This window comes from Ruegeria sp. BF10 (assembly GCF_056538725.1).
Window position 1 is genome coordinate 633044 of the sequence record NZ_JBQFTR010000001.1, and the last position, 25691, is coordinate 658734.

Consider the following 25691-nt stretch of genomic DNA (forward strand, 5'->3'; position numbering starts at 1 on the left):
AAGTTGCGTCAGATCAGCCTAAGCGAGGGGGCAAGGCGCAGGCAACCGCGCCGTTGGGTCACTCGTATCGCCGGACGAACCGGCGCAGGATCTCGCCGGGTTGTGTGACATCGGCCGAATGGCAGCGGTCAATCAGTTCTTGCGCGTCTTCAGGCGGGAAATAGCCGTGGTTCTTGTAGATATTGATGCGTTGTTCAAAATCCCTGGCATCGGCCTCGGGGTGGAACTGCGTGGCATATACGTTCTGCCCCCAGCGGATCATCTGGAACGGGCAGGGGTCTGACGTGACAAGGTGAACGCAACCCTCGGGCAGCGCCTGAACCGCTTCCTTGTGACCAACGAATGCGTCGAAGGTGGGTTCCAACCCTGCGGTCAAAGGGTCCTGCTGCCCTTCCGGGGTCAGGTGGCACGTGGATGGTCCGACGGGTTCGCCATATCGGGCCTTGCTGACGTCGCCACCCAGATGCGCCGCCAGAATGCCAAGGCCATAGCAGCAGCCCATGAACGGGTGATCCTGTGCGATGATCTGCGGCATCAACCCCATGATCGTCGCCTCGATCCGGGCATCCAGCGGGGATTTGGTCGCCGGGTCGTCACTGACGCATCCAGGTCCGCCGCCCACGATGACACCGGCGTAGTCTGTGACATCCATCTCCCCTGGCAGGTTTTCGCAATCCAGACGGATGCGACGCGTCTGTTCAGGAGACAACCCGCTCCGGTTCAGGATCGAGGCGTATTCGGCGTCGGATGCATCGGTTTCGGGGCGCAGTTGCAGGATCAAAAAGGGTTTCATGCGCAGCCTTTACCCGTCACAGCGGCCAGAACACAAGAATGGCGGGAACAGAAACGGCGATGATCAGCATCTCCAAGGGCAATCCCATGCGCCAGTAATCCCCGAAACGATAGCCGCCGGGGCCCAGAACCAGCGTGTTGTTCTTGTGCCCGATGGGGGTCAGGAACGCAGCCGAGGCCGCAACGGCCACGGTCATCAGAAACGGGTCGGGTGACACCTCGAGCGTGCGTGCCATTTGTATCCCGACCGGCGCGGCGACAATGGCGGTGGCGGTGTTGTTCAACACGTCTGACAAAGTCATCGTGACGACCATCAGTACGGTCAGAATGGCCCAGGCGGGCAGACCATCGGTCAGCTGGATCAGGGCGTTTGCGATCAGTTCGGTTCCGCCCGAGGTCTCCAAAGCACTGCCCAGAGGGATCATAGACCCCAGCAGTACGACCACCGGCCATTCGATGTGATTGTAAATCTCGGTGATCGGCATGATCTTGGTCAGCACATAAGCAATCACCACCAGCCCCAAAGCAATGGGAAGATAGATCAACCCGACACTTGCGGCCAAGACAGCGGCGGCAAACAGGCCGATGGCCAGCCACGCCTTGTCGTTTGCCGTAACGTTCAGCCCGCGTCCGGCAAGGGGCAGGCAACCCAGCCATTCCGTAACATCCGCAGCGCGGTCGCGGGGGCAGAGCAGCAGCAGGATATCGCCCGGTTCCACCTCGGTCTTGCGGACCTGTTCGGTGATCCTGCGCCCCTGGCGTGAGATGCCCATCAGAACGGTGCTTTGCCGCCAGGCCAGCCCAAGCCCTTGTGCCGTGCGACCTGTGATGCGCGCGCTTTCCGGCACGACGACTTCGATCACTTCCAGCCCGTCCCCCTCAGCCGTCAGCAATTCCTGCCGGCGCGTGTCCGAGAAATCCAGGTTGAGCGCGGCACGGAACTCGTCCAGCGCCTCGGGTCGGGCTTCCAGAACCAGCGCATCACCTTGTTGCAAAACGGCGTGCGCCGACCGGCCATAGCGACGCTTGCCATCCCGGATCAAACCGATGATGGCCACGTCCGATTTCTCGGCCGCCTCATAAAGCTCGCTGACCCGTTTGCCGATATGGGCGGATTCCGGGGGAACGGTCAGCTCGGCGATGTATTCGGCCAAGGTTTCCGATGTTTCAGCCTGCGGCCCGCGATTGGGGATCAGGCGCCACCCTACCAGTGCAACAAAGGCAAGGCCGGCAATCGCGGCCAGCCCACCGACCGGGGCAAAATCGAACATGTGAAACGGCTCGCCCAGTGTTTCGGCCCGGATCGAGGCGATGATGATGTTCGGGGGGGTCCCGATCAGCGTGGCCATCCCGCCGAGAATCGTGGCAAAGCTCAGCGGCATCAGCGACAGGCCCACAGACCGGCCGGCTTTGCGTGCGGTCTGAATGTCCACGGGCATCAGCAGTGCAAGGGCTGCCACGTTGTTCATGAAGGCCGACAGAACCGCGCCGATCCCACCCATCAGGGCGATATGCGCGCCCAAGCCCCGCGAGGCATCAACCAGCGTGCGGGTGATCAGGAACACTGCTCCGGATCGGACCAAACCGGCAGAAACCACCAAAACCAGCGCCACGATGATAGTCGCCGGATGGCCGAACCCGGCAAAGGCGCCATCCACGGGCACGACGCCCAGCACGACGCCGATCATCAGTGCGGCAAAGGCCACAAGGTCGTATCGAAACCGGCCCCATAGCAGCATTCCGAAGACGGTGATGAAAAGCGCAAAAAGAATGATCTGGTCTGTTGTCATGCCGTCACCATACTAGCCGGTGAAGCCGTCGCAAGCCGCTCTCTTGATCCTGCCCCCTGCAAACGTCTATATGAGCGCCGAACACGCAATCACGATGACGAGGACGCATTATGGCAGGCCACTCAAAATGGGCCAACATCCAGCACCGCAAGGGGCGTCAGGACGCCGCGCGGTCCAAACTGTTTTCCAAACTGTCGAAAGAGATCACCGTTGCCGCCAAGATGGGCGACCCCGATCCTGAAAAGAACCCGCGCTTGCGTCTGGCCGTGAAAGAGGCCAAGTCGAACTCGGTTCCCAAGGATGTGATTGACCGCGCGATCAAAAAGTCCACTGCCGGTGAAGGCGACGATTACGAAGAAATCCGCTATGAAGGCTATGGCCCCAACGGCGTGGCCGTGATCGTTGAAACCATGACGGACAACCGCAATCGCACTGCGTCGACCGTGCGTTCGACCTTTTCCAAGAACGGTGGCAATCTGGGCGAAACGGGCTCGGTCGGGTTCATGTTCGAACGCAAGGGCGAAGTGATTTATCCGGCGACGGCAGGTGACGCAGACACCATTTTCGAAGCCGCCATCGAGGCTGGCGCGGAAGATGTCGAAAGTTCAGAGGATGGCCACATCATCTGGTGTGCGGATACGGATCTGAACGACGTTTCGAACGCGTTGGAGGCTGCGCTGGGTGAATCTGAATCCACCAAGTTGGTCTGGAAACCGACCACCACGACCGAGCTGGGTCTGGAAGACATGCAAAAGCTGATGAAGCTGGTGGATGCGCTGGAAGACGATGACGACGTACAGCGTGTCACGACCAATTTCGAAGCCTCGGATGAGGTGATGGCGCAGCTCTGAGCTGTTGCGGAACTTGATGGCGAAACCCGGCTCGACCGCCGGGTTTTTTCGTTTTCGGGCAGTTTCGAAGAGGTGTTGGCTGAAACCCTCGAAACGCTTAGGCTGTTACAACTCGGAAGTTCTGGGACGATGCCACCGAAAGATCCATGACGGATGTGACCTCTGATAAGACCAAGCGAAACGTGCCGGTTCTTGCTGGGCAGAGTATCGTGTCTCAGGTTGCGTGGACTTTGGGCAGCCCATCGGTGGTTTTGCCGTTTCTGGCCGTGTCATTCGAATTGCCGATGTTCGTGGCGGGCGCGCTGGTTTCGGTGCGGATGGTTGGAAGTATGATTTCCGACTTTTTTCTGGCGCAACCCATAGCGGCGAAATCGCAAAAGAAGCGCGCCATCGCTCTGACCGAAGCCGTTATCGGTGCCTGTCTTGTTCTGGCGATGGTGGCCGCCGCGACCGGGGTCGTTCCGTTGATCGCAGTGGTTTTCGTGGCGGTCTTCTTCGTGATCGGTCTGGTGGATGAAGTTCAGAACCTGATGTTCACCGATCTGTTGGGCGATCATGTCCACTCGCGTTCGCGCATGGTCATGCATTACCTGCAACTTGGGGGCGGGGGCCTGTGTGCCATCGGTCTGGCCCTGCTGGTGCATCAGATCACCAAGGAAAACCCACCTTTTTCACGCCATTCAACCATGATCGGCGTATCGGTTGCGTTTTTCATGCTTTCAGGGCTGTTGATGCTGGCAATGACCGAGAATGCCCGCTCTGCGGAACCAGCAAAAAAGACTGGAAGCAAACCCAAGCTGTCGTTCACGGCCAATGCCCGGGGTATCCTTGGCATGTTCGAATACACCTGGTTTCGGCGTTACATGGTTATGCGTATACCTTTGGTGGCTGTGTCGCTATCCGTCCCGTTCTTCGCGCTGATAGCGGCAGAGGCGCATCATGGCTCGGCCAAGGGTCTGACCGCGATGATTGTTTCATCCGCTTCGGGCTATCTTGTTTCGGGGCCGTTGTGGCAGGTCGTGAACATGAAATCTCATCGTGCCGTCATGGTGGTCGGGACACTCATGGTGGCCGCTACCGGAGGTGTTCTGCTGGCATTCCACTACATGGGTATCGATCACGATGTACACCTGCACGCGATAGCGCTGTTCGTCGTCACCGTCGCGGTGACCGGGATCAGCAGCGCGCGCAAGCTCTATTTCCTGGACGTCGCGCCCAAGGAGCAACGCGTTCAGGGATCCGCAGCTATCAAATCGTTTACTCGATTGTTGGCGGTGCTGCTTTCGGCCGCGCTGGCCGCAGTCGCCCATATGCATGAGGTTGCCTTGGCGGTCGCGTTCATAGTCGCGGCCAGTCTGATGGCTTGCGTGACGTGCTACCTGACGATGTCGCCCGACCGGGAAGATTCCCCCCGGCCTCAGAACTAATGCAGGTCCGCTCAGAAGAACGAGGAAATCTCTTCCAAAGGCTTCTTCAGCTTTGCCACAGAAGGTACGGTCGCGGTGTCCGAGGGATGACCAACTGCGATGATCATTGTCGGTTTCTCGGATGCGGGTCTGTCCAGCGCGTCGTTCAGAAACCGCATCGGATTCGGGGTATGGGTCAGGGTGCTGAGACCGGCGTGATGTAGCGCGGCCAACAGAAAGCCGGTGGCAATGTTCACACTTTCTGGCACGTAGTAATTCTTGTACCGCGTCCCGTCTTCGAATTGCCCCCAGCGTTGGGCAAAGACCACGATCAGCCACGGGGCGGTGGTCAGGTGCTCTTTGACCGCATTGGTCCCGATGGGTTCCAGTGCCTTGATCCATTCATCGCCCGCCCCTCCCGCATAGAACCGGCGCTCTTCTTCTTCGGCTTCCTCGCGGATGCGCAGTTTCAGCTTTGGGTCCGATATGGCAGCAAAGTGCCAGGGTTGATGGTTTGCACCTGACGGCGCTGTTCCCGCGGTGCGCAGGCAGGTTTCGATCACATCGCGGGCCACCGGGCGCGTGGTGAAATCCCGAACGGTATGACGCCGTCGCATTTTTTCAAAAAAAGCCACAGCCGCGCCCTGCATGTCTGCATCACTGATCTCGCATCGGTCGGGCAGGGGAATGGGGTCATAACTGAGGGCGTCGCGTGAGAACATTGGTTCCTCCGATCGAATGAGTCTGACTATTTGCGTTGCGCCGGGAGCAAAACCCGTTGCGCAGCATGCTGGACTGCCTGTGTAAGAGGTTTGAGCGCTGGCGCAAGAACACGCCCGACCTGCCAGCTGAGCGCGACGTCCAGTGGCGCATCGGGAACGATCGGGCGCAACTGTCCACGCGCCATGGCGTCTTGCACAAGGGCTGCCGGGTTCATACCCCAGCCAATTCCCGCGATCGCGGCATCAACGAACCCTTGCGAAGACGGCAGGAAGTGGGAAGGCGGTGAAAGACGGTTGCCGGTGTGACGAGCGATCCACGCTTTTTGCAGGCCGTCTTTCCGGTTGAAGACAAGGCAAGGCGCTTTTCTGAGCGTCTCCTCGGTCACGCCGTCCTTGAACCACGCATTGATAAAGTCCGGGCTGGCGGTGGGCAGATACCTCAACACGCCCAGTTCAAGCGCGTCACAACCGCTTATGGTTTGTCCGCCGACGGTGACGGCGGCGCTGACCTCACCGCGCCTCAGCCAATCTGCCGAATGGTCCTGATCGTCGATCACAAGGTCGAACAGCATGTCGGGCACACGCGCCATCGCGTCAATGAACCAGGTCGCCAGAATGTCGGCGGGAACCGCAATGCGAACCCGCGCGGACCCGGGTTCTTGTACCAGCGCCAATTCACGGGCCAGTTGCGATTCCAGCAGACCGACATCTTCGGCGTAGCGCGCGATGCGCTGCCCGGCGGGCGTTCCGGTGCAAGGGGTTCCCCTATGGATGAGCGAGGCGCCCACCCGATCCTCCAGCGCCTTTATCCGCTGGGATATCGCCGAAGGGGTCACGGCCAGCTCCGCCGCCGCTGCATCAAAACTGCCATGGCGCAGAATGGCGGACAAGGCGGCCAGTTGGTGAGGGTCCAGCAGCATTAGCAAAACTTAACAGAGGGCAACATCTTTAATTTGATAGATCGTATCGCGGCCATTAGTCAACGCAGTGACAACGCAGGAGATATCATGCCTACATCCGTGATCGCCGGTTTTGCGCTGGGTTTCAGCCTGATCCTCGCCATCGGGGCGCAGAACGCCTTTATCCTGAGGCAGGGCTTGCGGCGCGAGCATGTGTTTTTTCTGTGCCTGACCTGTGCGGTGTCTGATGCCATCCTGATCGGAGCAGGCGTGGCAGGTTTTGGCACTCTGGCACAGGCCGCACCCTGGTTCGAAACCGTGATGCGATACGGTGGGGCGGCATTCCTGATCTGGTATGGCTTGCGCAGTCTGCGGTCATCCTGGCTGGGAGGTTCGGTGATGGAAATCGGCAATGGAAAGCGAACCAGCCTCAAGGCTGCGCTGCTGACGGTATTCGCGTTCACCTGGCTGAATCCGCATGTGTATCTGGATACGGTCGTGCTGATCGGCTCGATCTCGGCCCAATATGACGACCGGCTGGGTTTCGCCCTTGGCGCGATGACATCCAGCTTCGTGTTCTTTTTTTCGCTTGGTTACGGCGCGGGTATCCTTTCCCCGGTTTTTGCGCGCCCCCGGGCGTGGCAGGTGCTGGATGCCGGGATTGGCATCGTCATGCTGGGTATCGCACTGAAACTTGTTATCATGTGAAGGGTTGTTCCCGGCCGGGTTTCGGTGTTCAACCTTGAACATGACTTCATCCACCGTATCGTCCCGCCCGCTTGCCGGCATGTTCTGGATGTTCGCCGCCGGCTTGTCCTTTGTCGTGATGACCGCGCTGGTGAAGTCGCTGGGCACATCGATGAATTCCATCCAGGCCGCCTTCCTGCGGTATGTGCTGGGTTTGGTGTTTCTTTTGCCAGCCATGCGGTCGATCATGTCGACACATCTGACACCCCGCCTGCTGACGCTGTTCGGCCTGCGAGGGGTCGTGCATGCGGTTGCGGTCATGCTCTGGTTCTTTGCCATGACACAGATACCATTGGCCGAGGTCACCGCCATGAATTACATGACGCCGGTTTACGTCACCCTGGGGGCGGCCCTGTTTCTGGGTGAAAAACTGGCCTTTCGCAGGATTGCAGCCATTCTGGTCGCTCTGGTTGGCGTCCTGATCATCCTGCGGCCCGGTTTTCGCGACGTGTCATCAGGCCATCTGGCCATGCTGGGAACGGCCCTGACACTTGGGGGGTCGTATTTATTGGCCAAGATTCTGGTGCGTGATGTACCGCCATCCGTCGTCGTGGCGCATCTGTCGATCTGGGTGACCATAGCCCTGATACCATTTGCGGTCGCCGTCTGGACGCAGCCAAGCCTGCGGGATCTCGGGGTTCTTTTTCTGGTGGCCAGCTTTGCGACAGCCGGGCACTACTTCATGACCTTGGCACTTCAGGCGGCGCCAGTGGCCGTCACGCAGCCGGTGACGTTTCTTCAGCTGATATGGGCCACGATCCTGGGCGCCGCAGTGTTCCATGAAAGCGTTGACGTGTGGGTTGTCGCGGGCGGCACGCTGATCCTTGCCGCCGTAAGCTTTATCTCATGGCGCGAATTCGTGTTGAACCGCCGGGACTTGACGCCTCCGAGTATTGCGCCGAAGCTGTAACGACAACGCTCCCCGATTTTTCATTAATTGACGAGTCAATAAAAACCCCCTAGCGTGGTCCCGTGACGCCTGCTCAAGGGGAGAACGATGCCAAAAGTCGGAATGGAGCCAATCCGCCGGGATGCGATTGTTCGTGCGACAATCGCTGAATTGGGCGTGAAGAAATCCCTTGATGTAACCGTCAGCCAGATTGCCAAGCGTGCGGGCATGTCCAGCGCGCTTGCGCACCACTATTTCGGCGGCAAGGATCAGATCTTTCTGGCTGCCATGCGGCAGATCCTGTCGGACTTCGGCAAAGAGGCGCGAGGCGAGTTGAAAGCAGCCGCGCCGGACGACAGGGCGCAGGCGATCGTCAGGGCGTGTTTTGCGCCCTCTTGTTTCACACCCGATGTGATCGCGGCCTGGATGACCTTCTATGTGTTGGCTCAGACCAATGATGACGCCCTGCGCCTGTGGCAGATCTACCAGGCCCGCATCAAATCCAATCTGACCCACGCCCTGCGGCACAAGTTGGCCGACCCTAAAGAGGCGGCCGAGAACATGGTTGCCCTGATTGATGGTCTGTACATCCGCGCCGCACTCAGCGCCCCCGAAGAACCGCAACTGGCCGTGAGCCACGCGATGCGTGTGCTCGACACTCTGCTCGAGGCTGAAAAATGACAAAACCGAACATTCTGATCCTGATGGTGGATCAGTTGAACGGGACTCTCTTTCCAGATGGTCCCGCTGACTGGCTTCACGCTCCGAACCTGAAGAAACTGGCGGAACGGTCAACCCGGTTTGCCAATGCCTACACGGCGTCGCCCTTGTGTGCGCCCGGGCGGGCCAGCTTCATGTCCGGTCAATTGCCGTCGCGCACAGGGGTCTATGACAACGCGGCCGAGTTCCGCAGCGACATCCCCACATACGCGCATCACCTGCGCCGCGCGGGCTATTACACCTGCCTGTCCGGCAAGATGCATTTCGTCGGCCCCGATCAGTTGCACGGGTTCGAAGACCGCCTGACCACCGACATCTATCCGGCCGATTTCGGCTGGACCCCGGATTACCGCAAGCCGGGTGAACGGATCGACTGGTGGTATCACAACATGGGGTCCGTCACCGGCGCGGGCGTTGCCGAGATTTCCAACCAGATGGAATATGACGACGAGGTCGCCTACAACGCCAAAGCCAAGCTTTATGATCTGGCACGCGGCAAGGATGACCGCCCATGGTGTGTGACCGTCAGCTTCACCCATCCGCATGACCCATACGTAGCCCGTCGCAAGTACTGGGATCTGTATGAGGATTGCGAGCATCTGCTGCCCGAAGTTTCTGATATCGGCTATGACAATCAGGACCCGCATGCTCAGCGGATTTTTGATGCCAATGACTGGCGCAGTTTCAACATCACCCAAGAAGATATCCGCAAATCGCGCCGCGCCTATTTCGCCAATATTTCCTATCTGGACGACAAGATCGGCGAAATCCTCGAAGTGCTGGAAACGACCCGGCAAGAGGCGATCATCCTGTTCGTTTCGGATCACGGCGACATGCTGGGCGAACGCGGCTTGTGGTTCAAGATGAACTTCTACGAAGGCTCGGCGCGTGTGCCGCTTATGATCGCGTCGCCTGATCTGCCCGCCGGCCGGATAGATGCTCCGGTATCAACATTAGACGTGACGCCGACCCTGGGGGCGCTGGCCGGCGTAGACATGGCCGAAATCGCTCCCTGGACCGATGGCGAAAACCTCGTGCCATTGGCGCTGGGCGAAGAACGAACCGCACCGGTGGCCATGGAATACGCGGCCGAGGCATCCTACGCGCCATTGGTCTCATTGCGATATGGCAAGTGGAAATACAATCGCTGCGCATTGGACCCCGATCAGTTGTTTGACCTTGAAGCCGACCCGCACGAACTGAACAACCTGGCCGACAGCCCCGAACACGCAGGTACGCTGCAATCACTGCGCGCCAAATCCGAGACCCGTTGGGATCTGGATCGCTTCGACGCCGATGTCCGCGCCAGCCAGGCGCGGCGCTGGGTTGTGTACGAAGCGCTGCGGCAGGGCGGCTACTACCCGTGGGATTATCAGCCGCTGCAAAAAGCGTCGGAACGCTACATGCGCAATCACATGGATCTCAACATCGTCGAGGAAAACGCCCGGTTCCCGCGCGGCGAATAACCTCTTCATCTTTTCGAAAGTACTCCCGCCGGAGGCATCCAACCTTCTCGGTGGGGCAGGAGTTGTGGAAATGGAAGCAGATTTTGTCATCGTCGGCGCAGGGTCCGCAGGCTGCGCAATGGCATATCGTCTGAGCGAGGCGGGGGCCTCGGTTCTGGTGATTGAACACGGCGGCACCGATATGGGGCCGTTCATTCAGATGCCGGCGGCGCTGAGCTATCCGATGAACATGTCGCGCTATGACTGGGGGTATCAGTCCGAGCCCGAGCCGCACCTGAACAACCGTCGCCTGGCCTGTCCGCGCGGCAAGGTGATCGGCGGGTCGTCCTCGATCAATGGCATGGTCTATGTTCGCGGCCACGCGCGCGATTTCGACACCTGGGCCGAGATGGGGGCTGACGGTTGGTCTTACGCGGATGTATTGCCTTATTACAAACGGATGGAGACCTGGCACGACGGCGGCCATGGGGGCGATCCGGCTTGGCGCGGCACTGACGGTCCGTTGCACGTGTCGCGCGGCCCGCGCGAAAACCCGTTGTTTCAGGCCTTTGTGGACGCAGGTCAGCAGGCCGGTTACGAAGTCACGGGTGACTACAACGGTGAAAAGCAGGAAGGCTTTGGCCCGATGGAGCAGACCGTCTGGAAGGGGCGGCGCTGGTCTGCGGCGAATGCCTATCTGAAACCCGCGCTCAAGCGGGACAATTGCGATATCGTGCGCGGTCTTGCGTCTCGGGTTGTCATGGAAGACGGTCGCGCCATTGGGGTCGAACTGATCCGTGGCGGCAGGAAAGAAGTCATCAGGGCCCGGCGCGAAGTCGTTCTGGCTGCATCGTCGATCAATTCGCCCAAGCTGCTGATGTTGTCCGGTATCGGCCCAGCAGCGCATCTGGCCGAGCATGGGATCGACGTCGTGGCGGATCGCCCGGGGGTTGGTGCCAACCTACAGGACCATCTGGAGCTGTACATTCAACAGGCGTCGCTGCAACCGATCACGCTCTACAAGCACTGGAACCTGGTCAGCAAGGGCCTGATCGGGGCGCAATGGCTGTTTACCAAAACGGGATTGGGCGCATCGAACCAGTTCGAAAGCGCGGCGTTCATCCGGTCGAAACCGGGCGTGGAATACCCCGACATTCAATACCACTTCCTGCCGATTGCGGTTCGCTATGATGGGCAGGCCGCTGCCGAGGGGCACGGGTTTCAGGCGCATGTCGGCCCGATGCGGTCGCCGTCACGCGGGGCGGTCACATTGCGCTCGGCCCAAGCCGCAGACGCGCCGGTGATCAAGTTCAACTACATGAGCCATGAAAAGGATTGGGAGGATTTCCGCACCTGTATCCGACTGACCCGCGAAATCTTTGGACAAGCCGCCTTCAAGCCCTTTGCGGGCAAAGAAATCCAGCCCGGTGCCGCGGTTCAAACGGATGAAGAACTGAACGCCTTTATCGCGGAGCATGCGGAAAGCGCTTATCACCCCTGCGGCACCTGCCGGATGGGGCGCGCGGATGACAAGAACGCGGTGGTCGACCCCGAAGGCCGTGTCATCGGCGTGGACGGGTTGCGCGTTGCGGACAGTTCCATCTTTCCGCAAATCACCAACGGCAACCTGAATGCGCCGTCGATCATGGTGGGCGAAAAAGTGTCGGATTCGCTTTTGGGCAGGGATCCGTTGCCGAAGGCCAATGATCGTCCGTGGATTCACCCCAACTGGGCGACCGCTCAACGTTAACCTATCCAAACGGCCCCCGGTTGAATGTGTGTGAAATACCGCGCATATCGGGGGCATGTTAAGGATTTGTTTCATTTTTGTTCTTCTGGTGCCGGGTCTGACTCATGCCGCAGAACAGTTTACAGGTCGGGTTGACGTCGTTGATGCGGATACCTGGCATGTCGGCGGTGTCCGGGTGCGGCTGCACGGTATCGATGCGCCCGAACTGGATCAGACCTGTCAGGATTCCGACGGATCAAACTGGCCATGCGGGGCGTGGGTCACTAATATGGTTCAGAACCAGTTTCAGGGACGGATGACCACTTGTGTCCCGGTGGATCGGGATCGCTACGGTCGCATCGTTGCCCGGTGCAGCGTGGAACGCGAAGATGTCGCTGCCCGGATTGTAGAGCAGGGCTTGGCCTTTGCGTACCGCAAATATTCGGACGCGTACGCAGGTGCCGAGCAGGTCGCGAGGATTGGAAACAGGGGATTGCACAAGACACAGATTCAGGTGCCTTGGGTGCACAGGGCCCGCAAGAAGCCGAAATCCTCTGAAACATGCCTGATCAAAGGAAATGTTTCGTCAAAGGGCGAAAGGATCTTTCACGAACCGGGCCAGAGGTACTATGCCAAGACCCGGATCAGTGCAGCCAAGGGCGAGCGATGGTTCTGCTCTGCTGCCGAAGCACGTTCTGCGGGTTGGCGTGCTGCGCGGCGCTGAATTCTGAATTTTTCCTGTATGAAATTGATCCGCGTCAAAGAGGGCACCGCGTCACGCTTCTACCACTGATATGCAACGACATATGAAGGAGCGAACAGACATGTCCCACACCCCGCATGAACTGGCCGAAGAGTTTCCGGACAAGGTTGAACTGATGAGCCAGCTCAAGCAAACGGACGCGCATTTTGCCCGTCTGGCTGATGAGTATCACGAGGTCAATCGCGTTGTGCATCGGGCTGAAACCAACGTCGAACCCATGGAAGAGCTGGCCGAAGTTGATTTGCGCAAGAAGCGGGCAGCGCTGAAAGACGAAATCTGGGCGATTTTGTCCAAGGCCTGAACGCCAGTGCCGGGGCACTCGCTGCCCCGGCCCGGGTCGGGGCTCTCCCGGTAGAGTTTCGGCCATGGGACATCAGGTGACTTCGTATGGCAGGGTGCCGCGCGTATGGGTATCGATGCTGAGGCGGCGTTCCAGCGGCGGGACCGAACGCTGGTGGCAGTTTTGGCGCTCGCAGATGCGGCAGGAAATGCCGATGGGCTCGTAGGCGCTGGCGTTGTTTATGTCGAGGTTGTCGGCATACACGAGCGCCGGGGCATGGCGCACCTCGCACCCCAGCGCAATTGCGTACCGCCTGACCGGTGCGCCGAATGAGCCGCCTGATTTCGACACATCCCGAGCCAGCGAGATGTAACGCACACCATCCGGCGTTTCTGCCAGTTGCCTCAGGAAATGGCCCGGCGTTTCAAAGGCCCGATGCACGTTCCAAAGGGGGCAGGCGCCACCGAACCGCGCAAATTGCAGGCGCGTGGCCGAGTGCCGTTTCGTGATCGTCCCGGCCTGATCCACGCGGACAAAAAAGAACGGGATACCTTTTGCGCCGGGGCGTTGCAGAGTCGACAGTCTATGCGCAACCTGCTCGATCGATGCGCCGAACCGGTTGCTGAGCAGCTCCAGATCGTGGCGCTCTTCCTGAGCGGCGGTCAGAAATGCGGAATAGGGCATCAAGGACGCGCCGGCGAAGTAATTGGCAAGGCCGATCTTGGCGATGGACCGCGCCTCGTCGCTTTGGAACTTGGCAAAATCCAGTGTCGCTTCCAGCAGTTTGTCCTGACTGATCAATGCCACTTGCAACAGCAGTTGAAACACTTGCGTTTGCGGAGTCGAGCGGGAGGAAAGGCGCAGGATTTTGCTTTCGGCGTCATAGGTACGCAAAGGGGCGATGTCAGAGAACATCACCTGAATGCCACGCTCAGTCAGGCTGTTCAAAGCGGCCTGCCGGATACTGCCCGGGCTTTCCGCGCGATTGGCGAACAGCTCTGCCGCCCGGTCCACGGCGTCGATATAGTTGTCGCAATAATGGAAGAAGTCTCGCACCTCTTCCCAGGGGCTGGCCTGCATTCGGGCGTCTTCCCGTCCCAAAGCTTCGTCCAGAGAGGCGAGACGCTCATGTGTTTGGCGGTAGGTTTTGTGCAGCTCGATAAATGCGCGGGCCAATGCCGGGGCGTTTGATGCCGTCAGGCGTAAATCGGCAAGTGGCGGCAGAATATCCGCAAAAACCGGGTCGGCCAGAGCCTCGCGCATATCCGACACCAGTCGCTCACTGTCGCCGGTGCTGAGCTCGGTGACATCCATGCCGAATTCTTGCGCCAGAGCCAACACAACCGTGGTCGAAATCGGCCTGTTGTTGTTCTCCATCTGGTTCAGGTATGGGAGTGAAACACCCAGCTTCGCAGCGAATTCGCGTTGTGTCAGGGTCAGTCGCGTGCGCATTTCACGCAGTTTCGCGCCGGCATAGAGCTTTTGGGTGGCCATGAGGTGCCTTTGCAAGTTTTCTTTTTTGGAAGATTAACTTTGCAAAGTTTTCGGGGCAAGTCGTTACAGCCCCAATTGCCGCTCTCGCCGAATGACGGATCCAATTGCGAAAATCGCCAGAACTGCGGAGGTGAGCATCAGCCAGAGCAAGGGCATGGCGCCGGTTTCCCGGGTCAGCAGGGTGCCTGCTAGCGCGCTCAGGCCTGCGCCGCCGCCCAGCATGATTGCGCCGCTCAACCCCGAGGCGGTTGCCGCCAGATGCGGACGAACCGACAGTGCGCCGGAAGTTGCATTGGGAATGGCCATGCCGTTTCCGACGCCCACAAAGGTCATCAAGCTGAAAAAGCTGAGGGCGGTGCCCAGACCTGTGAGGAACAAGGATGCCGAAAGCGCAACGCCCAAGGCGTTCAGCAGGCTGCCCCACAGCACCATCCGGTTGATTCCAATCTGCATGGAAAACCGACCGCTCAGAAAGTTGCCAACAAAATAGCCGACTGCGGGGGCGCCGAAATATATGCCGACCTGTGCCGCGCTTAGACCGAACAGTTCGGTTCCGATAAAGGGCGCACCACCGAGATAGGCAAAGAATGTGCCCGAAGACAACGCGCAGGACAGCGAATAGCCCCAGAACCGTGGCGAGGTCAGAAGTTCAGGATATTCCTTGAATTGCTGAACAAGGGTCTTGCCGCTTTTGGCTGACGTTTCGCCAAAATCCGCGAAGGTCAAGGCAAGCGTCAAGGCGCCCACGGCGAAAGGCAGCCAGAAGTTCGCCTTCCAGCCAAAGCTTTCCTCCAGCAGCCCGCCGATCGCGGGGCCGATCATCGGGACCACGGCCATACCCATTGTCACGTATCCGATCATCGATGCCGCCTGGTCCTGATCGTACATATCCCTTACCGCAGCCCGGCTGAGGACCATGCCGACAACCACGACCGCCTGGCACATTCTGAACGCCAGAAAGATTTCAACGTTGGGCGCATAGATGCATCCAAGCGTGGCCAGCAGGAACAAGCCGATCCCCCACAGCAGAACCGGCCTGCGACCAGCCTTGTCTGCGAGCGGCCCGATCAGGATTTGCAGAACGGCATTGACCAGAAGATACAACGCGATCGACAACTGCATGACCTTGTAATCGGCGCCGAAATACGCTGCCATGTTCGGCAGGCTCGGCAGAAACAGGTTCATGCTCAGCGCAGACAAGCCCGCGAGCAATACAAGTGTCGCCAATGTGGGTGGTGTGCGGCGAACCGCGCGAGAGCTGAACTGCATGGTTCACATGTATAATCATGGAATTCTGGATTGCCAGCCATCCAGTTATCTCAACGAGAGACTTTGCAAGTTTACAGTTATCCAGATTGTTGTTGCTGAATATTTGCAAATTTGCCGAAAAGAGCTTTGGATGAGAGGCGCAAAGGGGTAGGGTCCCGGCAAATTTTACAGGGGATAATCGTCATGAAAGACATCCTTTCCGAGTTGGAAAACCGCCGCAACGACGCGCGACTGGGCGGCGGGCAGAGGCGGATCGATGCCCAGCATGCGCGCGGAAAGCTGACGGCGCGAGAGCGGATCGAGTTGCTGCTGGATGAGGGCAGCTTTGAAGAATTCGACATGTTCGTCAGTCATCGTTGCACCGAATTCGGAATGGAAAAACAAAAACCTGCGGGTGATGGCGTTGTCACGGGTTGGGGCACCATCAACGGACGCATGGTCTATGTGTTCAGCCAGGACTTTACGGTCTTTGGTGGATCGCTGTCCGAGACGCATGCCCAGAAAATCTGCAAGATCATGGATATGGCGGTGCAAAACGGTGCACCGATTGTCGGAATCAACGACTCGGGCGGTGCGCGAATCCAGGAAGGTGTGGCATCTCTGGCGGGTTATGCCGAAGTGTTTCAGCGCAACATCACGGCCTCGGGTGTGGTTCCGCAGATCAGCGTAATCATGGGCCCATGCGCCGGCGGTGCGGTTTACAGCCCTGCGATGACTGACTTCATTTTTATGGTCAAAGACACGTCATACATGTTCGTGACGGGCCCCGACGTCGTGAAAACGGTTACCAACGAGGTTGTAACGGCCGAAGAACTGGGTGGCGCCTCGACCCACACCAGGAAATCCTCGGTCGCCGATGCGGCGTTCGAAAACGATGTGGAAGCATTGGCAGAAGTGCGCCGTCTGGTGGATTTCCTGCCGCTCAACAACCGCGAGAAACCTCCGGTGCGTCCGTTCTTTGATGACCCGCACCGGATCGAGGATTCGCTGGACACTCTGGTTCCGGACAATCCGAATACGCCCTATGACATGAAGGAACTCATCACCAAAATAGCCGATGAGGGTGATTTCTACGAAATTCAGGAAGATTTCGCCAAGAATATCATCACCGGCTTTATCCGGCTGGAAGGTCAGACCGTAGGTGTGGTGGCAAACCAGCCGATGGTCTTGGCGGGATGTCTGGATATCGACAGTTCGCGCAAGGCGGCACGGTTCGTGCGGTTCTGCGACTGTTTCGAAATTCCGATCCTGACGCTTGTCGATGTTCCGGGCTTTCTGCCGGGCACACAGCAGGAATACAGCGGTGTGATCAAGCACGGCGCAAAGCTGCTTTATGCATATGGTGAGGCGACTGTGCCCAAGGTCACGGTGATCACGCGCAAGGCGTATGGCGGTGCCTATGTTGTTATGGCGTCCAAACACCTGCGCGGCGATTTCAACTATGCCTGGCCGACCGCCGAAATCGCGGTGATGGGTGCCAAGGGCGCAACCGAGATCATTCACCGGGCAGATCTGCATGATGCGAAAAAGACCGCACAGCATGTCGCCGATTACGAAGATCGGTTTGCAAACCCCTTTGTCGCCGCCGAACGCGGGTTCGTCGACGAGGTGATCATGCCGCATTCGACCCGCCGGCGCGTGTCCAGGGCCTTTGCCAGTTTGCGCGGCAAGAAGCTTAAGAACCCATGGAAAAAGCACGACAATATTCCGCTTTGATCCATTCGGGGCGGCTTTGTTCGCCCCGGTTGTTGGCACTGGCAGTCCGATTCTGAGCGAAAAATGCTCAAAATTGCGGCGGAATTGACAAAAAGCGACAAATGGTTGAATGATCCGACCCGTCAGACATAGAACCGCGCAGGCCAAAAGCACTGCGCGCGCGATCCCGGAAGGAGGAGCCTGCCTTCGGTGGGTCCGGGATCGTGCCATATGTCTGGTGTTGTGCGCGCTCGGCACTTCCGTTTTTGCCCAGACAGATAGCTCTTTGCCGGTGCCGTCCGGTCAGCCGGTGCATCTGAGCGATGTCCTGCTGGACAACAACCCCGGTGAGCTTTGGGTGCGCTTTCGATTTGTTGCCCCGAAGATCGGAGCCTCAGTGGGACGGATCGGCTATGACGTGGCGTCGAAGGATATGGAGCATCTGTGCCAGATTCTTGCCGTTCCCTACGTGGCTCAGCACGAATTGCAGCCATCAAGAGTTGTCATTTCCCTGTCTGATCGCCCGGTGGAATTCGGCGACACCGCGCCGGACGCGACACAGTATTTTGAAGCCTACCGGCTGGAGCAGTCCCGGTGTATCTGGGAGGGGCTTTGACCATGAACTTACACATTCATGACGTCAAAGCATCTCAGACCAACGGTGCGGCTTTGGAGGTGCGCAACATGATCCCATCCAGGTTCGGGTTCGAACTATTATTGTCTGCAAAACAAAGCTGTGGAGTGTCGCCATGCTGAAACATCGCGGGTTCCCGGGGCGTCTTTCAGGCACCGATTATCAGTTCACAATTCGGCGCGCCAATCCCAAAGGCGTGACGCCGCTGACGCGGCGGGAACGGTTCCGGGATCGCAAACCGGCGGACAAACGTGCCGATGCCGCCTTCATGGAGGCCCTTTGGGCCCATTTCGGCGATCAGCCGTTCGAGCGGGGCAATCTGGATGCCGGACGGCTCAGCTGGCTTTTCGGGCGCGAAGTCATTCCGGCGGAAGACCCATTTGATCCGGCCAGCTATGACGCGATGCTGGTGATCGATGTGGACGCCGCACGTGCGTCCTTTCCCGACGTAATCGACGGGACAGGCTGATCGTGATCAAAGCCGCCGCATATCAGCCCTTCAGGACCGGTTTCGGGATGACCCTGCCCGAATCCGGGCAGGGTCCGTGTGCGGAATCAGAAGTTCAACTGAGCGGCGAGCTGAACGCGGCTTCCATCAAAGGTTCTGCCGGTCGGCGCGTCGTTCCGTTCGCCATAGATGTACTCGGCGCTGAGTGTCAGATCCTCGGTTGCCTTGTAAAATGCGTTGACGTGGATCGTTTCCAGCTCGGTAAACGACAGGGTTCCGGTCGAGGTCGGCAGGTCATAGTCTTCTTTGCCGTATGCAATGCCAACATTCCATTTCGGGCTCAGATCCTGCCGGAATTCGATGGTGTAGCCATCCACGTCGTTGGCCTGGCCATTCACGATGGGATCACCAAGGCCGATCAGGTACGGGCCGAGTGCTTCGCCGTTCACATAGTTGACCTGGAACAGGCCGCCCTGCCACGGGCGAACCGAGCCGGATATCGTGAACCCGGTTTGATCAACTTCGATATTGCCGGATTGCGCCTTGCCATAAAGGCCGGACACGCGCGCGACATATGTCCCGTCATTGTGCTCGGCGGATGCGGTCAAAACCGGATCATCCGAATTCGAACCGCCGACATTCTCTTCGATCGAAACTGCGAAGGACGTGTTCGTTCCGAAAGAGTTGGTATAGCGAACCTGCGGAACCCGTGCGAAAGGAATGCCAACGGGGCCGTTGAATTCCACCGAGGTCGGGTAAGTGTCCAGCGGCATGAAGTTGGTCCAGGTCTGACCGATAAGCCAGTTGTCACCGATGGTGATATTGGCGTGGCGTACACGCAATTCGGCTGTTCCGCCCGAACCGAACAGATCAAGTTCCAGTTGCCCGCCGATATCGCCGATGCCGCTTGGGGTGGTGGTGCGCAGACCGATCCGCGATTGGCGGACGGTGGCACCAAATGTGCCATCGGTCGCAGCCGAGGGTTCCCCGATGACATTCACGAACGCCGTATCCCCCTGATCGAAATCGAAATCGTAGAAGAAGTCGGCCTTCACGTAGCCATAAACATCCAGAACGGTGTTGCCGATGCGGAAGTCTCCGTTGGCGGGGCTGTTCCTGCCAGATTCCAGCGCCTCGACCCGGGCGCGCAAGGCGTCAAGTTCGGCTTGGGTTTGGGCATCCTGGGCAAAGGCAAGCGTGCCGGTCACACTGAGCGTGGAGGCAGCAAGCAGGAGTGCCTTTTTTCTAGTCTTCGTCATGTGGGTATTCCTTTGAGTGCGAGTGTGCACACGGACCGTTTCACGAGGTTCAAACCTTGGGAAATCACGAGAGTGGGAAGTGAAGGCGTTGATTTTTCAAGAAAATGTGTGTTTTCCATTGCGCTTAAACACGACGTCTTGAGCCGCTTGGACAACGCATTGGCGCAAGGCGGTTCTGTATGCCCGTCGCTGGCAGAAGGTCGTGATGCTGCAACCGCGAAACGCGCGGAAAGCAGCTTGATCTGTCACGAAACTGTGACGGCAAAGCGGCCTCAAACGCCCGAGAAGTACCGAACCGGTATCGGCGCGAAGTTGCGCGGCATTTCCCGGTGTGGGCAGATTCCAGCCGAAATCCCGATCGGAAACAATCCTGTGTTTGCTGGCAATATTGTGCTGTGCAAACTGGATAGGCCGTGCGGCTCTACTTTGCCTGCGCCGCACATGCACCTACTATTCCGTACCCCTTCCTTGCGCGGGCAGGCTTGTGTTCCCCACATAGTCCTGTCCGCGTTTTTCTTTTTGCCTGTATCGGACAAAAAAAGGCAAAATCCCGCACAAAACTCGTCTGCGCACCCGTTGATATTGAATAACAGGGCGTGTTTCGCGCATCTGACCCCAAAAGAACCAAGAAACCAAAAAGGGCAGATACAATGCGATTCTCACGCTTCATCCTTGCTGCGGCGACCTGCGCGGGCCTGGCCGCCTGCGGAGACACCACGGGCGAACAGGCAATCCTCGGCGGAGGTGCCGGGGCAGTGGGGGCGGCGGTCCTCAACGCGGACCCGTTGTTTGGCGCAGCCGTCGGCGCGGCGGGCAACGTGCTGTACTGCAAAACGCAGAACACCTGTAACTAACGCATATTTTGCGGGGCGCATGTCGTCCCGCCCGTCATCGCGGATCACGCCGTCGTGGGGATTGTTCCCTGCGGCGGCGTTTTGCGTTTCCAGAACACCAAGCCAAAGGACGTTCCATGTTCAATAAGATCCTGATCGCCAACCGGGGCGAGATCGCCTGCCGGGTTATCAAGACCGCCCGCAAGATGGGTATCGGCACCGTCGCCATTTTCTCGGACGCGGACAAGAACGCGCTGCATGTGTCGATGGCGGACGAAGCCATTCATATCGGCCCGCCACCTGCAAACCAGTCTTACATCGTGATCGACAAGGTCATGGACGCCATCCGCCAGAGCGGCGCGCAGGCGGTCCATCCCGGTTATGGCTTCCTGTCCGAAAACGCCAAGTTTGCCGAGGCGCTGGAAGCCGAAGGCGTGGCGTTTGTCGGTCCTCCGAAAGGCGCGATCGAGGCGATGGGCGACAAGATTACCTCGAAGAAAATCGCTCAGGAAGCAAACGTGTCGACAGTTCCCGGATACATGGGGCTGATCGAAGACGCGGAAGAGGCGGTCAAAATCTCGAACCAGATCGGCTATCCTGTCATGATCAAGGCCAGCGCCGGGGGCGGTGGCAAGGGCATGCGGATCGCGTGGAATGATGACGAAGCGCGCGAGGGCTTCCAGTCGTCAAAGAACGAAGCAGCAAGCTCGTTCGGGGATGACCGGATCTTCATCGAGAAATTTGTGACCCAACCGCGTCACATCGAAATTCAGGTTCTGTGCGACAGTCATGGAAACGGTATCTACCTGGGCGAGCGCGAATGCTCGATCCAGCGCCGCAACCAGAAAGTCGTGGAAGAGGCACCGTCGCCGTTTCTGGACGAAGCGACGCGCAAGGCCATGGGGGAACAAGCCGTGGCGCTGGCCAAGGCCGTGGGCTATTCCAGCGCAGGCACAGTCGAGTTCATCGTTGACGGTGAAAAGAACTTCTATTTCCTTGAAATGAACACGCGCTTGCAGGTGGAACACCCTGTTACCGAACTGATCACAGGTGTTGATCTGGTCGAACAGATGATCCGCGTGGCAGCGGGTGAAAAGCTGTCGATCACGCAGGACGACGTGTCACTGACCGGATGGGCGATCGAAAACCGCCTGTACGCCGAGGATCCGTATCGCGGCTTCCTGCCCTCGATTGGCCGTCTGACCCGGTATCGCCCGCCTCAGGAGACGGCAGCCGGACCGATGCTGGCCAACGGCAAATGGCAGGGGGATGCGCCCGAAGGCGATGTTGCCGTTCGAAATGACACCGGCGTCTATGAAGGCGGTGAGATCAGCATGTATTACGACCCGATGATTGCCAAACTGTGTACCTGGGCTCCGACCCGTGATCAGGCGATCGAGGCGATGCGCGTGGCGCTGGACAGTTTCGAGGTTGAAGGCATTGGCCACAACCTGCCGTTCCTGTCCGCCGTGATGGATCATCCGAAATTCATCAGCGGCGATATGACCACGGCCTTCATCGCCGAGGAATACCCCGACGGGTTCGAGGGCGTCGAACTGGCCGAGGCAGACCTGCGCCGGATTGCGGCGTCCTGCGCGGCCATGCATCGCGTCGCTGAAATTCGCCGGACCCGGGTGTCGGGCCGGATGGACAATCACGAACGCAAGGTCGGCACCGATTGGGTCGTCTCCTTCGGGCGCGAGATCCAGTGGCCCGTCAAGGTTGACGCGGATCAGGATGGGGCCACGATCAGGTTTGACGACGGTCAGGAAATGCGGGTGACGGGTGATTGGACTCCGGGCGATCAGCTTGCTGTCATGACGGTCGATGACGCGCCGCTGGTCATGAAGGTGGGCAAGATCTCGGGCGGGTTCCGCATCCGTAACCGCGGCGCGGATCTCAAGGTGCAGATACGTACCCCGCGCCAGGCCGAACTGGCGCGTCTGATGCCTGAAAAACTGCCGCCGGACACTTCGAAAATGCTGCTGTGCCCGATGCCCGGCCTGGTCGTGAAGATCGACGTCGAAGTGGGGCAAGAGGTGCAGGAAGGCCAGGCGCTGTGCACCATCGAGGCGATGAAGATGGAAAACATCCTGCGCGCCGAGAGGAAGGGCACCGTTGCCAAGATCAATGCAGGCCCCGGCGACAGCCTCGCCGTGGACGAAGTGATCATCGAGTTCGAGTGATCATGATCGCGCTTTTGCCATACCAGTCAAAGCCTCCGGCATTCCGTGCCGGGGTCTTTCGGGCTGGCGAAAGCGTTCAGCCGCCTTCGCGCCGTTCGCGGATTTCGCGTTCGCGCAGGGGTGTCTTGTCGATGGACCGGCCAATCTCGCGCACGCTCCACGGAGAAGGTTTGCGCAGTTTGACCACGCCGTCCTTGTCGACGAATACCATCTGGAACCCACGCGGGCGCAGCTGTGACCGGATCGGCGACCGCGCCGATGGATCGGTATCGGTCAGAACCACCACGTCACGCTCACGCATTGCGGCTTCACCTTCGAGCAACATGTCGATCTGTTGCTGGAACCGCGGGTCCGCCGGCGTGTCGGCAAAGACCACGATCGGGCGGCTGACCCAGAGAAAATCGCTGAGTTCGCTGTCACCTACCGGGCGGACAAAACTGTCTTCCGTCGTCGCCGTGCCATCCGCCGCCCAGACGGACAGCGGGATTAGTGTCGAAAAAACAAAGGCAAGCGTGCGTGTCATGTGGCCTCCTGTTCCTTCGAATATAGCCTCTGTGCCACCGATTGCGACCGACGATTTGTACCAAACACTCAAAATGTCGCGCTTGCGCCTGAATGAAACGGCCAAGCGCAAGACCTCAATGCGGAAGCTATCGACTGCCGCCATCCGAATTGACGAGAGGAAACCGAAATGACCGACACCAAGGATTGGAAAGCGCTGGCCGAGAAAGAGCTGCGCGGACGTCCGCTGGACGACCTGACCAAAGAGACGCTGGAGGGCATCGCGGTCAAACCGCTCTATACGCAGGAAGACACCGCCGGTTTGCCGCATATGGGTTCGCTGCCGGGCTTTGGTCCGTTTACACGCGGTGTGAAGGCCACGATGTATGCGGGCCGTCCCTGGACGATCCGTCAGTATGCGGGCTTTTCGACTGCCGAAGAATCCAACGCCTTCTATCGCCGCAACCTGGCGGCGGGCCAGCAGGGTGTTTCGGTCGCCTTCGATCTGGCCACCCACCGCGGCTATGACAGCGACCATCCCCGCGTGGTTGGTGATGTTGGTAAGGCTGGCGTGGCCATCGACAGTGTCGAAGACATGAAGATCCTGTTCGATGGCATCCCGCTCGATAAGGTCTCGGTCTCGATGACCATGAACGGCGCGGTGATCCCGATCCTGGCGAACTTCATTGTTGCGGGTGAAGAACAGGGTCATGACAAGTCCGTCCTGTCCGGCACCATTCAGAACGACATTCTGAAGGAATTCATGGTGCGCAACACCTATATCTACCCGCCGGAACCTTCGATGCGGATCATCTCGGACATCATCGAGTATACCTCGAACGAGATGCCCAAGTTCAACTCGATCTCGATCTCGGGCTATCACATGCAAGAGGCCGGCGCGAACCTGGTGCAGGAGCTGGCCTATACCCTGGCTGACGGGCGCGAATACGTTCGGGCCGCGACACAGGCCGGGATGGACGTGGACAAGTTCGCAGGCCGGCTGTCGTTCTTCTTTGCCATCGGCATGAACTTTTTCATGGAGATCGCCAAACTGCGCGCCGCGCGCACGCTGTGGCACCGGGTCATGACCGAGTTCGGCGCGAAATCCGAACGGTCCAAAATGCTGCGCACCCACTGCCAGACGTCAGGTGTCAGCTTGCAGGAACAGGACCCCTACAACAACGTGATCCGCACCGCCTATGAGGCGATGAGCGCGGTTTTGGGCGGCACACAGTCGCTTCACACAAACGCTCTGGACGAGGCGATCGCGCTGCCCACCGACTTTTCGGCGCGTATCGCCCGGAACACGCAGCTGGTGTTGCAGGAAGAGACCGGCGTGACCGATGTGGTCGATCCGCTGGCGGGGTCCTATTACGTCGAAAGCCTGACCAATGAACTGATCGAGAAAGCCTGGGCCCTGATGGAAGAGGTCGAGGAAATGGGCGGCATGACCAAGGCCGTGGCCAGCGGCATGCCCAAGCTGCGCATCGAGGAAAGCGCCGCGCGCCGCCAGGCCATGATCGACCGGGGCGAAGAGGTGATCGTCGGGGTCAACAAGTATCGCAAGGAACAGGAAGACCCGATCGACATTCTGGACGTCGACAACGTGGCCGTACGCGAGGCCCAGGTCGCGCGTTTGGAACGCATCCGTGCAACCCGTGACGAGGCCGCTTGCCAACAGGCGCTGGACGCTTTGACCAAGGCTGCCCAAGAGGGCGGAAACCTGCTGGCCGCTGCGGTCGAGGCCGCCCGTGCCCGCGCATCCGTAGGAGAGATCAGCATGGCAATGGAAAAGGAATTCGGCCGCCACCGCGCCGAAGTGAAAACCCTGGCCGGCGTTTATGGGGCGGCCTATGAGGGTGACGAAGGCTTTGCCGCGATCCAGAAATCTATCGAGGAATTCGCCGACGCCGAAGGCCGTCGCCCCCGTCTGCTGGTGGTCAAGATGGGGCAGGACGGTCATGACCGTGGGGCCAAGGTCATTGCAACCGCCTTTGCCGATATCGGGTTCGACGTGGACGTGGGCCCCTTGTTCCAGACACCGGCCGAGGCCGCGCAGGACGCGGTCGACAATGACGTGCATGTGGTCGGCATCTCCTCGCAGGCGGCAGGGCACAAGACATTGGCCCCGCAACTGGTGGAAGAGCTGAAAAAGGCCGGGGCCGAGGACATCATCGTGATCTGCGGCGGGGTGATCCCGCAGCAGGATTACCAGTTCCTTTATGATCATGGGGTCAAGGCCATCTTTGGCCCGGGCACCAACATTCCCGAGGCCGCTCAGGACATCCTGCGCCTGATCCGCGAAGCGCGCGGCTGACGAAGGTCAGGTTTTCTTCGAA

23 protein-coding genes are annotated in these 25691 nt (G+C 59.2%); 15 read left to right on the forward strand and 8 right to left on the reverse strand.

The genetic code is table 11. The features are described 5' to 3' along the window. Nucleotides 1-58: 58 nt before the first annotated feature. Together ACR0DJ_RS03235 and ACR0DJ_RS03240 are read right to left on the reverse strand one after the other, a co-directional pair. Nucleotides 59-793: a glutamine amidotransferase gene (locus tag ACR0DJ_RS03235; RefSeq protein ID WP_480683863.1), complete on the reverse strand. Its 735-nt coding sequence runs from the start codon at nt 791-793 to the stop codon at nt 59-61. A gap of 16 nt (nt 794-809) precedes the next feature. Next, the gene (locus ACR0DJ_RS03240; protein WP_170343640.1) at nt 810-2582 is read right to left on the reverse strand and encodes an SLC13 family permease; all 1773 of its coding nucleotides are present in this window, start codon (nt 2580-2582) and stop codon (nt 810-812) included. A gap of 110 nt (nt 2583-2692) precedes the next feature. Between ACR0DJ_RS03240 and ACR0DJ_RS03245 the strand changes: the two genes are divergently transcribed. Both ACR0DJ_RS03245 and ACR0DJ_RS03250 read left to right on the forward strand, forming a co-directional pair. After that, nucleotides 2693-3433 (forward strand): YebC/PmpR family DNA-binding transcriptional regulator, encoded by a 741-nt coding sequence (locus ACR0DJ_RS03245; protein WP_170343641.1) that lies wholly within the window; start codon nt 2693-2695, stop codon nt 3431-3433. Nucleotides 3434-3579: 146 nt separating this feature from the next. Beyond that, complete coding sequence (locus ACR0DJ_RS03250; RefSeq protein ID WP_170343642.1) at nt 3580-4860, forward strand: MFS transporter; 1281 nt, start codon at nt 3580-3582, stop codon at nt 4858-4860. 11 nt (nt 4861-4871) lie between these two features. On the opposite strand, the gene ACR0DJ_RS03255 is transcribed toward ACR0DJ_RS03250, so the two are convergent. Together ACR0DJ_RS03255 and ACR0DJ_RS03260 are read right to left on the reverse strand one after the other, a co-directional pair. Continuing rightward, entirely contained in the window at nt 4872-5561 is a 690-nt protein-coding gene (locus tag ACR0DJ_RS03255) for a nitroreductase family protein (RefSeq protein ID WP_170343643.1), read from the reverse strand. A 26-nt stretch (nt 5562-5587) separates the two neighbouring features. Then, on the reverse strand, nt 5588-6481 hold the full coding sequence (locus ACR0DJ_RS03260) for a LysR family transcriptional regulator ArgP (RefSeq protein WP_480683865.1): 894 nt from the start codon (nt 6479-6481) through the stop codon (nt 5588-5590). 87 nt (nt 6482-6568) lie between these two features. On the opposite strand from ACR0DJ_RS03260, the gene ACR0DJ_RS03265 reads away from it, so the two are divergent. From ACR0DJ_RS03265 to ACR0DJ_RS03295, 7 genes are all read left to right on the forward strand, one after another. Further along, nucleotides 6569-7168 carry a LysE/ArgO family amino acid transporter gene (locus ACR0DJ_RS03265; protein ID WP_425078645.1) on the forward strand — a complete coding sequence of 200 codons (600 nt, stop codon included), beginning with the start codon at nt 6569-6571 and terminating at the stop codon, nt 7166-7168. 40 nt (nt 7169-7208) lie between these two features. After that, a complete protein-coding gene (locus ACR0DJ_RS03270) occupies nt 7209-8117 on the forward strand; it encodes a DMT family transporter (protein WP_257600869.1) in 909 nt (302 codons plus the stop codon). 87 nt (nt 8118-8204) lie between these two features. Continuing rightward, nucleotides 8205-8777 (forward strand): choline-binding transcriptional repressor BetI, encoded by a 573-nt coding sequence (gene betI / locus ACR0DJ_RS03275; RefSeq protein WP_257599127.1) that lies wholly within the window; start codon nt 8205-8207, stop codon nt 8775-8777. Further along, on the forward strand, nt 8774-10282 hold the full coding sequence (gene betC / locus ACR0DJ_RS03280) for a choline-sulfatase (RefSeq protein ID WP_480683867.1): 1509 nt from the start codon (nt 8774-8776) through the stop codon (nt 10280-10282). Before betI ends, betC begins: the two co-directional genes overlap by 4 nt. A gap of 70 nt (nt 10283-10352) precedes the next feature. Further along, on the forward strand, nt 10353-12011 hold the full coding sequence (gene betA / locus ACR0DJ_RS03285) for a choline dehydrogenase (protein ID WP_480683868.1): 1659 nt from the start codon (nt 10353-10355) through the stop codon (nt 12009-12011). 55 nt (nt 12012-12066) lie between these two features. Next, nucleotides 12067-12714 carry a thermonuclease family protein gene (locus ACR0DJ_RS03290; RefSeq protein ID WP_480683869.1) on the forward strand — a complete coding sequence of 216 codons (648 nt, stop codon included), beginning with the start codon at nt 12067-12069 and terminating at the stop codon, nt 12712-12714. Nucleotides 12715-12814: 100 nt separating this feature from the next. Beyond that, on the forward strand, nt 12815-13054 hold the full coding sequence (locus tag ACR0DJ_RS03295; protein ID WP_170343650.1) for an HP1242/YdcH family protein: 240 nt from the start codon (nt 12815-12817) through the stop codon (nt 13052-13054). A gap of 72 nt (nt 13055-13126) precedes the next feature. On the opposite strand, the gene ACR0DJ_RS03300 is transcribed toward ACR0DJ_RS03295, so the two are convergent. Both ACR0DJ_RS03300 and ACR0DJ_RS03305 read right to left on the reverse strand, forming a co-directional pair. Then, entirely contained in the window at nt 13127-14527 is a 1401-nt protein-coding gene (locus ACR0DJ_RS03300; RefSeq protein WP_170343651.1) for a helix-turn-helix domain-containing protein, read from the reverse strand. 63 nt (nt 14528-14590) lie between these two features. Further along, the gene (locus ACR0DJ_RS03305) at nt 14591-15796 is read right to left on the reverse strand and encodes a multidrug effflux MFS transporter (RefSeq protein WP_425078641.1); all 1206 of its coding nucleotides are present in this window, start codon (nt 15794-15796) and stop codon (nt 14591-14593) included. Nucleotides 15797-15979: 183 nt separating this feature from the next. Here ACR0DJ_RS03305 and ACR0DJ_RS03310 point away from each other — a divergent pair, with 183 nt between their 5' ends. The 3 genes from ACR0DJ_RS03310 (at nt 15980) to ACR0DJ_RS03320 (ending at nt 18594) form a co-directional block, all read left to right on the forward strand. Then, complete coding sequence (locus ACR0DJ_RS03310) at nt 15980-17512, forward strand: acyl-CoA carboxylase subunit beta (protein ID WP_480683871.1); 1533 nt, start codon at nt 15980-15982, stop codon at nt 17510-17512. 109 nt (nt 17513-17621) lie between these two features. Continuing rightward, on the forward strand, nt 17622-18107 hold the full coding sequence (locus ACR0DJ_RS03315) for a DUF6497 family protein (RefSeq protein ID WP_425078639.1): 486 nt from the start codon (nt 17622-17624) through the stop codon (nt 18105-18107). A 133-nt stretch (nt 18108-18240) separates the two neighbouring features. Next, the gene (locus tag ACR0DJ_RS03320; protein WP_257599122.1) at nt 18241-18594 is read left to right on the forward strand and encodes a hypothetical protein; all 354 of its coding nucleotides are present in this window, start codon (nt 18241-18243) and stop codon (nt 18592-18594) included. A gap of 86 nt (nt 18595-18680) precedes the next feature. Here ACR0DJ_RS03320 and ACR0DJ_RS03325 read toward each other — a convergent pair whose 3' ends face one another. Continuing rightward, on the reverse strand, nt 18681-19832 hold the full coding sequence (locus ACR0DJ_RS03325; RefSeq protein ID WP_480683872.1) for a DcaP family trimeric outer membrane transporter: 1152 nt from the start codon (nt 19830-19832) through the stop codon (nt 18681-18683). A 650-nt stretch (nt 19833-20482) separates the two neighbouring features. Here ACR0DJ_RS03325 and ACR0DJ_RS03330 point away from each other — a divergent pair. Both ACR0DJ_RS03330 and ACR0DJ_RS03335 read left to right on the forward strand, forming a co-directional pair. After that, nucleotides 20483-20686, forward strand: coding sequence for a hypothetical protein (locus ACR0DJ_RS03330; protein ID WP_170343657.1), 204 nt, complete (start codon nt 20483-20485; stop codon nt 20684-20686). 116 nt (nt 20687-20802) lie between these two features. Further along, on the forward strand, nt 20803-22851 hold the full coding sequence (locus ACR0DJ_RS03335; RefSeq protein WP_257599120.1) for an acetyl-CoA carboxylase biotin carboxylase subunit: 2049 nt from the start codon (nt 20803-20805) through the stop codon (nt 22849-22851). A gap of 76 nt (nt 22852-22927) precedes the next feature. On the opposite strand, the gene ACR0DJ_RS03340 is transcribed toward ACR0DJ_RS03335, so the two are convergent. Next, entirely contained in the window at nt 22928-23374 is a 447-nt protein-coding gene (locus ACR0DJ_RS03340) for a DUF4174 domain-containing protein (protein ID WP_170343659.1), read from the reverse strand. Between the two features lie 168 nt (nt 23375-23542). Between ACR0DJ_RS03340 and scpA the strand changes: the two genes are divergently transcribed. Then, nucleotides 23543-25669 carry a methylmalonyl-CoA mutase gene (scpA, locus tag ACR0DJ_RS03345; RefSeq protein WP_257599119.1) on the forward strand — a complete coding sequence of 709 codons (2127 nt, stop codon included), beginning with the start codon at nt 23543-23545 and terminating at the stop codon, nt 25667-25669. The last annotated feature ends 22 nt before the right edge of the window (nt 25670-25691 follow it).

Coding starts and splice junctions, on each gene's coding strand:
- ACR0DJ_RS03315 (WP_425078639.1), top strand. CDS start 17,622: ATGATCCGACCCGTCAGACATAGAACCGCGCAGGCCAAAAGCACTGCG.
- ACR0DJ_RS03300 (WP_170343651.1), bottom strand. CDS start 14,527: ATGGCCACCCAAAAGCTCTATGCCGGCGCGAAACTGCGTGAAATGCGC.
- ACR0DJ_RS03250 (WP_170343642.1), top strand. CDS start 3,580: ATGACGGATGTGACCTCTGATAAGACCAAGCGAAACGTGCCGGTTCTT.
- ACR0DJ_RS03320 (WP_257599122.1), top strand. CDS start 18,241: ATGCTGAAACATCGCGGGTTCCCGGGGCGTCTTTCAGGCACCGATTAT.
- ACR0DJ_RS03325 (WP_480683872.1), bottom strand. CDS start 19,832: ATGACGAAGACTAGAAAAAAGGCACTCCTGCTTGCTGCCTCCACGCTC.
- ACR0DJ_RS03305 (WP_425078641.1), bottom strand. CDS start 15,796: ATGCAGTTCAGCTCTCGCGCGGTTCGCCGCACACCACCCACATTGGCG.
- ACR0DJ_RS03255 (WP_170343643.1), bottom strand. CDS start 5,561: ATGTTCTCACGCGACGCCCTCAGTTATGACCCCATTCCCCTGCCCGAC.
- ACR0DJ_RS03340 (WP_170343659.1), bottom strand. CDS start 23,374: ATGACACGCACGCTTGCCTTTGTTTTTTCGACACTAATCCCGCTGTCC.
- scpA (WP_257599119.1), top strand. CDS start 23,543: ATGACCGACACCAAGGATTGGAAAGCGCTGGCCGAGAAAGAGCTGCGC.
- ACR0DJ_RS03330 (WP_170343657.1), top strand. CDS start 20,483: ATGCGATTCTCACGCTTCATCCTTGCTGCGGCGACCTGCGCGGGCCTG.
- ACR0DJ_RS03240 (WP_170343640.1), bottom strand. CDS start 2,582: ATGACAACAGACCAGATCATTCTTTTTGCGCTTTTCATCACCGTCTTC.
- ACR0DJ_RS03335 (WP_257599120.1), top strand. CDS start 20,803: ATGTTCAATAAGATCCTGATCGCCAACCGGGGCGAGATCGCCTGCCGG.
- ACR0DJ_RS03270 (WP_257600869.1), top strand. CDS start 7,209: ATGACTTCATCCACCGTATCGTCCCGCCCGCTTGCCGGCATGTTCTGG.
- ACR0DJ_RS03260 (WP_480683865.1), bottom strand. CDS start 6,481: ATGCTGCTGGACCCTCACCAACTGGCCGCCTTGTCCGCCATTCTGCGC.
- ACR0DJ_RS03235 (WP_480683863.1), bottom strand. CDS start 793: ATGAAACCCTTTTTGATCCTGCAACTGCGCCCCGAAACCGATGCATCC.
- ACR0DJ_RS03265 (WP_425078645.1), top strand. CDS start 6,569: ATGCCTACATCCGTGATCGCCGGTTTTGCGCTGGGTTTCAGCCTGATC.
- ACR0DJ_RS03290 (WP_480683869.1), top strand. CDS start 12,067: ATGTTAAGGATTTGTTTCATTTTTGTTCTTCTGGTGCCGGGTCTGACT.
- betA (WP_480683868.1), top strand. CDS start 10,353: ATGGAAGCAGATTTTGTCATCGTCGGCGCAGGGTCCGCAGGCTGCGCA.
- ACR0DJ_RS03245 (WP_170343641.1), top strand. CDS start 2,693: ATGGCAGGCCACTCAAAATGGGCCAACATCCAGCACCGCAAGGGGCGT.
- betI (WP_257599127.1), top strand. CDS start 8,205: ATGCCAAAAGTCGGAATGGAGCCAATCCGCCGGGATGCGATTGTTCGT.
- betC (WP_480683867.1), top strand. CDS start 8,774: ATGACAAAACCGAACATTCTGATCCTGATGGTGGATCAGTTGAACGGG.
- ACR0DJ_RS03295 (WP_170343650.1), top strand. CDS start 12,815: ATGTCCCACACCCCGCATGAACTGGCCGAAGAGTTTCCGGACAAGGTT.
- ACR0DJ_RS03310 (WP_480683871.1), top strand. CDS start 15,980: ATGAAAGACATCCTTTCCGAGTTGGAAAACCGCCGCAACGACGCGCGA.